Source organism: Sphingomonas sp. 2378 (assembly GCF_038084995.1).
Classification (GTDB): domain Bacteria; phylum Pseudomonadota; class Alphaproteobacteria; order Sphingomonadales; family Sphingomonadaceae; genus Sphingomonas.
In genome coordinates this window covers 1-10,301 of the sequence record NZ_JAXCMJ010000071.1, presented here as the reverse complement: position 1 = coordinate 10,301, position 10,301 = coordinate 1, and the positions used below count along the sequence as shown (strand labels likewise).

Genomic DNA, 10,301 nt, shown 5'->3' with positions numbered 1-10,301 from the left:
CTGCCTCTGTCGTCCGGGCGCTCCCGTGTAGAACCTGTCCCATAGCGCATCCTTCCAGGCTTGCCCCGATAATGCACCATCAAATGCCGGGATCAAACACCTAGGCAGCTGCGGCCCGAGTTCGCGAGACAGCCGATGGGTGACCTGGTAGATCGCCTGCAACTAGCCGACGATCTCTCGGGTTCGATCGTGCCCAACATTTTTCGACGGATGACGTCCTGAAGCATATCCTCGTCCAAGCTGAGGCTCACCACCAGCCGCTTCAACCGGACGTTCTCTTCCTCCAGCGCCTTCAAACACCTACGCCCGTTGCTTCCCATCGAGGAGGCAACGGGCGTCAGTTTTTCCAGACCGGTCGTGGCCTCGCCCGACCGGTTGGATCGCATCAGAAGCGGAAGCGGACGTTCCCGCCGATGCGGTAGCTTTCGTAATTGCCCGCGCTTGCGTCCAGGCCGATCCGCACGCCCTGACCGACGTCGACCTGTGCGCCAACCCCAGCGTTGACGCGGTCGCGCGCCAGCCCCGGATTGGTCATGGTCACGCTGATCGGGTCGATCGCGCCATCGGCCGTGATCGGGGTCAGTCCATTCTTGAATTCGTGGACATAACCCACCTTCACGAAGGTCAGCGCGTTCGGGGTGACCGAATAGCCGACCTGCGCGTTCAGGCGGCTGATCGCACCGTCGCGACGCTGGCGACGGATGTTGAACAGATCCAGCCCCGCCTCGCCGCTTTCCGAGAAGGCATCGACCGTCTGGCTGATGCCCAGCACCTCGGCCGACCCGCTCAGCACGGCGCGCCCGAACGGCTTGTAGTAGCCGAAGCCGCCACCATAGACGAAGCTGTTCCCGTCCACCGAATGGAAGCGCGCAGTGCCGCCGATGACGCCACGCGTGCCGCCAGCCTTGTAGGTGCCGTAGGCGACCCGACCGATCAGGCGCAGCGCCTGGTCGCCCGTCAGCGGCGCGGACACGCCCAGCCCGAACTGCTCGCCATTCAGCTTGGCGTTCATGTTCGTGCTGCGGAAGCCGCCTTCCGAATGCGCATAGCTGATATTGGCGCGCAGGATCGACAGGTCGTGGCTGACACCGATCTGGTAGGTCGTGTCGCGGAAGCGGTTATGTGCATAACCGTCACGCTCCAGCCCGCGCAGTTGTCCGCCATGGATGTCGCCGGTCATCGCGCTCTTGCCCGGGGTGAGCGTGTCGTAATCGCTCACCTCGACCAGACCGTCGATCATCGACGCGCGCATCCCGTCGCTGATGCCCGCATAGGCATCGGGCGACCAGCGTGCGAAGCTGGCCTGCGTCGCGTTGCGTCCGCCTGCGACATTGGCGGCCAGCGACTGGAGGAGGTTGCCGCCATAATATTGCGGCACCCCGCCGGTTGTCTTGACCAGCATCGCGGCCAGTGCGCCCTTCTGGCTGGCGGTAATCGCGGTGGCATCCGACAGCGTCTGCGGCGTGTAGGATCCCATACCGATCACGGTGCCGTTCGACAGGTTGAAGGCCAAGTTCTGCCCGAAGTTCGCCTTCGTCACCGAACCGAACGACCCGCTGATCGCACCCGGCTTGAACTGGAAGATCTGGATCGCGGTGCCCAGCGGCAGCTCGTAGCTGTTCGCGGGGACGCTCTTGTCCAGGGCCAGTACCGAGGTGCCCGACAGCGCCAGCTTACCCGTCACGACGATACGGTCATACCCGTTCGCAACGCCCGGCCCGGCATTGCCGTCGATCTGCATCGCCGCCACCGCATTGTCGCCGAACGACAGGTTCGCGAAGGTCATGACGCCCGGCGAGTTACCCGGTGCGACCACGCCCTTGCTTGCGCCGCCCACGATCGTCGAACCACTGACCGAGCCGTTGCCGGTGAGCTGCCCACCGCCATTGACGAGGGTGGTGGTGCTGGTGAGCTGACCGGACGTCGAGCCGGCGGTGTTGAGTGCCAGCCCGTTGCCGAGGTGCAGCGTGCTGTTGTCGGTGACCGTCGTGATGGTCGCCGTCGCGGCACCCGCCAGATTGATCCGGCTGTTGGATGCACTCAGCGTCTGAGTGGCCAGCGTCGTGGTGCTGCCGACGTTCAGCGTGCTGCCCGGCTGCACTGCGAAGGTGCCGCTGGACACGGTGCCCGCAGTGTTCAGGTCAAGCGCGCCCGAGGTCAGCGCGATCTGCCCGGTGCCGTTCACCTTGCCGGTGAAGTTGCCGCCGGTGGCCAGCGTCAGGGTGCTGGCCCCGATGTTGAGCGTACCCGCGCCGGTCAAGTCGCGGATCGTCTGGTTGGCCTGCAGCGTCAGCGTGGCGGGCGCCGCGACGGACACCGTTAGCGCCTTGTCCAGCAGCCCGGCATTGACGACAGTCAGCTGCCCCGCCTCGATCGCCAGCGACGTCGGTGCGAAGCTGTCAACCGCGCCAGCCAGCGTCAGCGTCGCCGAACCTAGTTTGGTCACTGTACCGGTGCCCGCGATCACACCGTTATAGGTGCCGTCGACCGTCTGGTTGATGGTCAGGCGGTTGGCGTTGATCGTGATCGTGCCGCCCGCACCCGACAGCGAGCCGGTCGACATCGCCCCGTTCGCCGTCAGCGAACCCGCATTCTGCTGGTAGGCACCCGCAATCGTCAGCGTGTCATTGGCGACGATCGTACCGCTGTTGACGAGGCTGCCCAGCGTCGGGGCCGAACCCGCCGCCAGCGTCATCGTACCGCCGCTGGCGTTGCTTACTGCGCCGCTCACCCCGAACATCGAGGCGGCGGTGACCGTCCCGGCGTTCGCCAGGCTGGCCATCGACGCCGCGCCATTCAACGACAGCGTTGCATTTGCCGCGTTCGTGACGGTGCCACCCGCCGCGAAGGTCGAAGCCGCAGTGGTTGACCCAGTGTTGGTCACGTCGCCCAGCGCAACGAAGTTGGCGTCGAACCGCGCGGTCCCGCTGTTGGTGAGCGTGCCGACACGATAATTGGCGTTGGCGGTGAGCGAGCCGGCGTTGGTGACGTTGCGCACCATGTCGGCGGTGCCGACGGTGTAGGCCGCACCCTGCGCCACCCTTACGTCCAGCGTGTCGGCGAAGGTGCCGCCGCCCGTCGTGTCGACATTGCCTGCAGCGATCGTGAAGCTGCCGGTGAAGGTGTTCGCGCCAGTCAGGACCAGCGTGCCCGCACCCGCTTTGGTCAGCATCCCCGCACCGGCGACGATGCCGGCATAGGTGCTGGTGCCCGACTGGTCGATCGTCAGCGCCGACATATCGGCCAGCGTGACGACGCCGCTGGCGTTGCCCGTAAAGGTCGAGGTGTGGAGCGTGCGATTACCGGTCACCACGGTCTGGCCGTTGTTGACCGTCCCGCCAGTGGTAGTCAGATCGGCGTTGAGCGCCACCAGACCGTCATTGGCGAGCGTGGCGATCGTCTGGTCGGCCTGTACCGACAGTGTACCCGGCGCCGAGACGGCCACCGCCAGTGCGTGGCCGAAGATGTCCGCGTTCGCGGCGGTCACCTGGCCCTGCGCCACGGTCAGCGAGCTCGGCGCGATGCTGTTCGCCGCACCCGCCAGGGTCAGCGTCGCCGCACCGGTCTTGGTGAGCGTGCCCGTGCCCGACAACGTGCCGGCATAGCTGCCGTCGACGCTCTGCTTGACCAGCATCTGCGTCGCGCCGTTCAGCACGATGTCACCACCCGCACCCGACAACGTGCCGGTCGCGATATTGGCGTTGGCGGTCAGCGTGCCGGCGTTCTGGGTATAGCCGCCCGCCACGGTCACTACGTCGTTGGCGACGATCGTGCCCGCGTTGGTCAGACTGCCCAGCATCGGCGCCGAAGTGGAGGCGAAGGTGATCGCACCGGTCGCGGCATTGTCGACTGCCCCCACGACGACCAGCGAATGCGCCGCCTTGACCGTGCCGGCGTTGGTCAGACTGCCGAACTGGCTGGTCCCACCGTTGGTCATCGACAGCAGCGCGTTCGCCGCGTTGGTGACGTCGGTATCGACGACCAGCGCGCCCGCCGCATTGACAGTGCCGGTGTTGACCAGCTTGCCCATCACGCGACTTGCCGAGGTGGTGGCCAGGTCGAGCTGCCCACTGTTCGTCACGTCGCCTCTGGTGGCAAGGATCGCATTGACCTGCGCCGTGCCGCTATTGATCAACGACGCCGCGCCGTAATCGGCATTGGTGGTCAGCAGGCCCGCATTGGTGACGTTCTGCACGATGTCGTTTGTGCCGACCGTGTAGCTCGCCCCCTGTGCCACCGCGATGTCGAGCGTATCGGCCAGTGTGCCGCCGCCCGTCGTGTCGATGCCACCTGCGTCGATCGCGAAACCGCCGGTGAAGTTGCTGGCACCGGTCAGCGTCAGCGTACCCGCGCCGATCTTGGTCAGCGCGCCTCGACCGGTGACGATACCGGCATAGGTGCTGGTGCCCGACTGGTCGATCGTCAGCTTCCCCGCTTCGGCGACCGCGACCACGCCACCGGTATTGCCCGCGAAGGTCGAAGTGTGGAGCGTCTGCGTGCCCGTCACCGCGATCCCGCCGTTGTTGACGGTGCCGCCGGTGGTGGTCAGGTTCGCGTTGAGACGCGTCACGCCGTCATTGACGAGCGTGGCGATCGCCTGATCGCCCTGTACCGACAGTGTACCCGGCGCCGAGACGGCCACCGCCAGCGCTTGGCCGAAGATGTCCGCGTTCGCGGCGATCACCTGGCCCTGCGCCACGGTCAGCGTGCTCGGCGCGATGCTGTTCGCCGCACCCGCCAGCGTCAACGTCGCAGCACCCGTCTTGGTAAGCGTGCCCGTGCCCGACAGCGTGCCGGCATAGCTGCCGTCAACGTCTTGGTTCACCAGCATGTGGCTGGCGCCGTTGAGCACGATGTCACCACCTGCACCCGACAACGCGCCGGTGGCGACATTGGCGTTGGTGGTCAGCGAGCCGGCATTCTGGGCATAGCCGCCCGCCACGGTCAGTGTGTCGGTCGCGGTGATCGTGCCGGCGTTGGCGAGGCTGCCCATCCTGGCCGCCGCGCCCAGCGCGATCGTACCGGTCGCTCCATTGTCGACCGCATTCGCCACCGTCAGCGCCGAGGCGGTGGTAACCGTACCCGCGTTGCTCACGCTGCCCAGCCAGGGGGTCGAACCAACATCCAGGTTCAGCGTGGCGTTCTGGGCGTTGTCGACCGCACCGGTGACGATCAGCGCGTGATTCGCGAGCACGAACCCGGCGTTCGCCAGGCGCGCGAACTGCGTCGCACCGCCGCTGTACAGCGTCATGCTCGCATTCGTCGCATTGGTAACCGTGCCGTCGACCAGCAATTGGCCGCCGACATGCATGACGCCCGAACCGGTGTTCGACAGCGCGCCCTGCAGATGTGCGACCGCCTGGTTGCCGATCTGCAGTTCGCCACCGTTCGTCACGTCGCCGGTCGCCAGGAAGGCGTTGTCGACGCGCATGAAGCCGCTGTTGTTCGCCGCCGCGACGCCGAACGCCGCGTGGGCGATCGTGACACCCGCGTTGGTGAGGTTACGGATCGTATCAACCGTGCCGACGTGATAGCTGGCGCCCTGCGCGACCGAGACGTCGATCGTATCGGCAAAGGTGCCGCCGCCCGTCGTGTCGATCGTACCCCCGTTGATCGCCAGCCCGCCGGTGAAGGTGTTGGCGCCGGTCAGCGTCAGCGTACCCAGCCCGGCCTTGGTCAGCGTGCCCGCGCCGGTGACGATACCGGCATAGGTGCTGGTGCCCGACTGGTCGATCGTCAGCGATCCCGCCGTGCCATCGACACCGCCCAGCAGCACGCCGCCGCTGGTGTTACCCGTGAAGGTTGGCGTCTGAAGCGTTTGCGTACCGGTGACGGTCAGCAGGCCATTGTTGGCGACCGCACCCGAGGCGGTAATCGCGCCGTTCATCGCCCAGCTGGCATTGTTGGTGACGATGCCAGCCGTCAGGTCGGCGTTCTGCAGCAGCAGGCCAGCCTGGTCGTTCAGGATGTTGCCGGCCGTGGTCGTGCCGTTGAACACGATCCGCCCGGTGTTGCTGATACCGCCGGTGCTGGCGCTCGAAGCGAAGCGGATCGTGCCGGCGTTCACGATCGCGGCGGTGCTGACCGCGGCATCGGCGAGCAGCATGCCCTGGCTGGCGACGGTGACGGCGTTCAGCTTTTCGGCATTGGCGAGGTGCAGCGTGCCGCCATTGACGGTGGCATAGCCGCCGTTGACCGCATCCATCAAACGACCCGACAGATCGTTCAGCTTAGTCGAAACCGCGCCGCTGTTGACGGTGATGCCGCGCAGCGTGTTCTGCCCGGTCAGGTACAGGCTGCCGCTGTAGTTGGTGCTGTTGGCGGTCAGGAAGCCGTTGGTGACATTGCCGGTCAGCAGCGCGAAGTCGCCGGTGCTGCCGAGATTGTCATAGACGGCGACCTTGCCGTCCAGCCCGTTCAGGTTGATGTTGTTCATCAACCGCACCGCGCCGGTCGCGTCCACGGCGTCCGATCCGAACACCAGGGTGTCGGCGGTACGCACGAACCCTCCCGAGTTCCACGTGAGGTCCTGCCCCTGACCGCCGTTCAACGAGCCGAAGTTGAGCGTCAGGCCGTTGGCGAGCGCGGCGAAGCCGCCGCTGCCCCCTGCGGTGCTGGTTACGTCGGTCCACGACACCTGGTTCGGCTGAACGCCGACGCGACGCGTCACCGTACCCGAGGTCAGGAGCGTGCCGGCATTGGCCGTCGCCAGCTCGGTCGAGCCGCCGATCGTGCTCTGCCCCTCGAACAGGATGTGGCTGTTGGCGTTGATGCCCACGCCGTCATCGGCACGCAGTGTGCCGCCCTGCAGGCGAGTGTTGCCGGTATAGGTGTTGACGTTATTGAAGCGGACGAGGCCGCCACCCGCGATCGTGATGTCGGCGCCATAGCCTGCCGCGATCGACGTGTTGCCGATGCTGGCCGCGCTGTCGTCGGCGATCGTGCCGTTGAAGGTGATCGTCTTGCCCGCGCCCGGTGACAGGATGACGGTCGAACCGCGCATGATGAACAGGTCGCTGCCCGCCGCACCGCCGGCCGCGCCGCCATTGTTGCTGGAACCGCCCAGCGCCGCATTGCCGTCGAACAGCGCATTGCCGTTAATCTGCAACGTACCGCCGTCGCGCACGAAGATTGCGCCACCATAGCCGGAGCCGCCGCCGCCGCCCTGGCCGTTCGAGGAGCCAACACCGCCACCGAATCCGGCTGCGCCGCCCGCCCCCGCCGCGCCGTCTAGGCTTTGCCCGCCAGAGCCACCCGCACCGCCAGCACCGCCCGAGCCGCCGCCCGCGCCGAAGCCGCCGGCACCGCCGGCACCGCCCGCGCCGCCGGCACCGCCGTCGGTGATCGACAACGCGCCCGCGCCGCCCGAGCCGCCCCCGCCGCCGGCACCGCCGCCGAAGAAGGTCGCGCCCGCACCGCCGGTGCCGCCCGCACCACCGGCGCCGCCGAACGCGACCTTGCCGTTAGCCATGTCGATGTTCCACGTCACCAGATCGGCGATCGACTTGGCGAGCAGCACGCCCGCGCGCGCGGTCTCGACCGCCAGCGCCGCCGACAGCGCCGCGCCCGGCGGGAAGGTGGCGAGCGCGCCCGCGACCTCCGCGGCCTTCAGCCCGACCTCGATGCCGTTATTGACGGTGTCGATCACCATCGCGGTGTTGACCGGCTTGCCGCCGCTGCCGGCGCCGCCCGAACCGCCGTTGCCGCCCGCCGCGGCGATGCCCGCCCCGGCGTTATAGCCGTTGGTGCCGACCGAACCCTCGCCATCGTTGAGGATCGCGTTGAAATTGCTGCCGGTGCGCCCGCCACCACCGTTCGAACCGACCGTCCCGGTCGACACGATCGCGTTCATCGAGCCACCCTTGACCAGGTTGGCGACCGCCGGGTTGATGGCATAGGTGACGGTGTTGCTCTGGGCGTCGATCGCGGTGACGACCGCATTGGCCGGGATCGCCCCGTCACCCGACAATACCTGTCCGACCTTCATCCCGCTGATCGACACAAGCGTCACGGTGCGCGCGTTGGTGTCGATGCTGGCGACCGGGCTCAGCGTTATCAGCATCTTGCCCTTGCTGATCGCGTTCAGCCCTTCGCTGCCGATCGTGCCGCTCAGCGTGATCGTGCCGTCGCCGTTGATGGCGGTGATCGTCGTGCCGTCGGCGATGCCCTGACCACTGATCTTCTGGCCGACACGCATCCCGTTGGTCGAATTGACCTTCACCACGGCGTTACCGCTGTTCGACACGATGGGGTTCGACGCCGCCTTCAACGAGGTGACGGTGTTCAGGTCGACCGCGTTCGACAGCGTCAGCGCGCCGGTCGCCTCGTCGATCGCGGTGACGGTGGTGCCGGCGGGAACGCCGTTGCCGGTCACGGTCATCCCGACCTCGAACCCGGCCAGGGTTCCGCCCGACGGGGGGGTGATGACGTTGGACAGCTGCGGGGTGATCGAGGCGGCGAAGCGCGTGATGTCGAACTGCGTCGCCGACGACACTGCGACGTTCAACGCACCGGTCGAGCCGTCCGACAGCGTGAAGCTCTTGACCTTCTGGTTGCTGTCGTAGGTGACGTTCTTGACGGTTACGCCGGCGCCGACTCCATTGCCGTACACCACCGAACCCGGCAGCAGTTTGGCGGCGTCGATCGTGCCGGGAGTGACGTAATAACCCGCCGGGTCGCCGTTCGCGGGGGCCGCCTGATAGGAGGCGGTGATGACGCTGCTGGAGTCCAGCGTGTACGGCTGCGCCAGCGAGACGTGTTGCTTGCCATCATTGTCGACGGTGACCGCGCTGATCGTTGCGCCAATCGCGCCGCCGCCCATCGCGACGCCCGCGCCGACGCCGATCAGCGAATTCTCATTGTCCAGCGTGAAGCCGGTGATGCGCAGGTGGGTGCCGTCGTAGCTGGCGGTCACCTTCGGGAAATACAGCTGCACCGCGGCCGCATCGGCGCTATTGGTGGCCAGCGAAAAGACCTTGGGCGCGACCGAGAAGATCGGCGCCCCACCGCCTTCGCCGCCCTTGGTGGTGTTGCTGGAAAAGCTGACGTTGTTGAGCGTCAACCGTGACCCGCTGTCGATGAAGAACACGCCGCCGAAGCCGCCACCGCCGCCCGAGCCAGCTCCACCTTCGGTGTTGTAATTGGTGTAGACGGTGGTTTGGCCATCGCTGCCGATCGTAGTGGTGGACGGCAGGACGGTCGGATTTGCCCCGGCCGAAACGTTGGCGGAAACGATGAAGCCATTGCCGCCCGCGCCGTCATTAACCACAGTCGTGGTTTGCGCCTGCGCGCCGGTCCCCCCGATCGTCGCCATTGCGAGCGCGGTCGATGCCAACAATTTTACCCGATTTTTCACGTGACTTAACCCCCCGATATTACGCAACACGAAGCATGAACCGCTTCCTGCCTAGCATATGGCACCGGGCGATACTATATTTGAAATTCTTAATTTCGTGTGTGCATGCTCGCTAAAATTATATCAGAAATATTGTAACCAACTATTTCATGGTGATAACGACCTTTCTTTAAAGTTATCAAACATAGAAAGATGGGCACCCCCAATAACCTTGGCGTGAAGCGGCTGGAGACGGTTCACGGCGCCTGAGGGCGGGAGGCGGCGGATGCGTCAGGCGGGATTGTTCGGTCTATCGGAGCATTTGAAGCGGTTGTCGGACTGGGGCGATCCGCTTGAGGCGATGGCGCGGGTGGTGGACTTCGAGATGTTCCGGCCCGCGCTGGAGAAGGCGCTGGCGTAGGGCGACGGGGCAAAGGGCGGTCGGCCGCCTTACGATCCGGTGGCGATGTTCAAGATCCCGATCGTGGCGGCCCAGAACAAGGTGAGCGACGCGCGGATGGAGTTCCTGATCCGACCGTTTGAGCTGGGTGCGCCGACGCCGGACGAGAACACGATCCGGCTGTTCCGCGAGAAGCTGACGCGCGCTGGCGTGATCGACACGCTGTTCACCGCCTTCGACCGGTCCCTGCGTGAGCGGGGCTACTTGCCGATGGGCGGACAGATCGTCGACGCCACGCTGGTGGCCGCGCCCAAGCAGCGCAACACCGCGGTCGAGCGGGACGCGATCAAGGCGGGCAGGAGCGCGGTGGAAATCTGGCCGGACGAGCCAGCGAAGGCGGCGCAGAAGGACACCGACGCGCGCTGGACGCTGAAGTTCGCGAAAGCGCGCGCTGCCCGACGGCCGGCCGGGGGAGTGTCAGGAATTTCGTGTGCGGGCGGGCGGATGAACATTACGCCGCCATGGCCCTGATGAAGCGTTCGCCGAAGATGACGGCGAACTGTGCCT

General features: G+C 66.4%; 2 protein-coding genes and 1 pseudogene. 2 read left to right on the top strand and 1 reads right to left on the bottom strand.

The genetic code is table 11. The features are described 5' to 3' along the window. Positions 1-385: 385 nt before the first annotated feature. Positions 386-9,334: an autotransporter-associated beta strand repeat-containing protein gene (locus SM191_RS18790; protein WP_341507540.1), complete on the bottom strand. Its 8,949-nt coding sequence runs from the start codon at positions 9,332-9,334 to the stop codon at positions 386-388. Between the two features lie 286 nt (positions 9,335-9,620). Here SM191_RS18790 and SM191_RS18785 point away from each other — a divergent pair, with 286 nt between their 5' ends. Next, positions 9,621-9,755: a hypothetical protein gene (locus SM191_RS18785; protein ID WP_341507539.1), complete on the top strand. Its 135-nt coding sequence runs from the start codon at positions 9,621-9,623 to the stop codon at positions 9,753-9,755. Positions 9,756-9,785: 30 nt separating this feature from the next. Then, positions 9,786-10,265 (top strand): annotated as a pseudogene (locus SM191_RS18780) (IS5/IS1182 family transposase); the annotation flags it as partial. Positions 10,266-10,301 lie beyond the last annotated feature (36 nt).

Coding starts and splice junctions, on each gene's coding strand:
- SM191_RS18785 (WP_341507539.1), top strand. CDS start 9,621: ATGCGTCAGGCGGGATTGTTCGGTCTATCGGAGCATTTGAAGCGGTTG.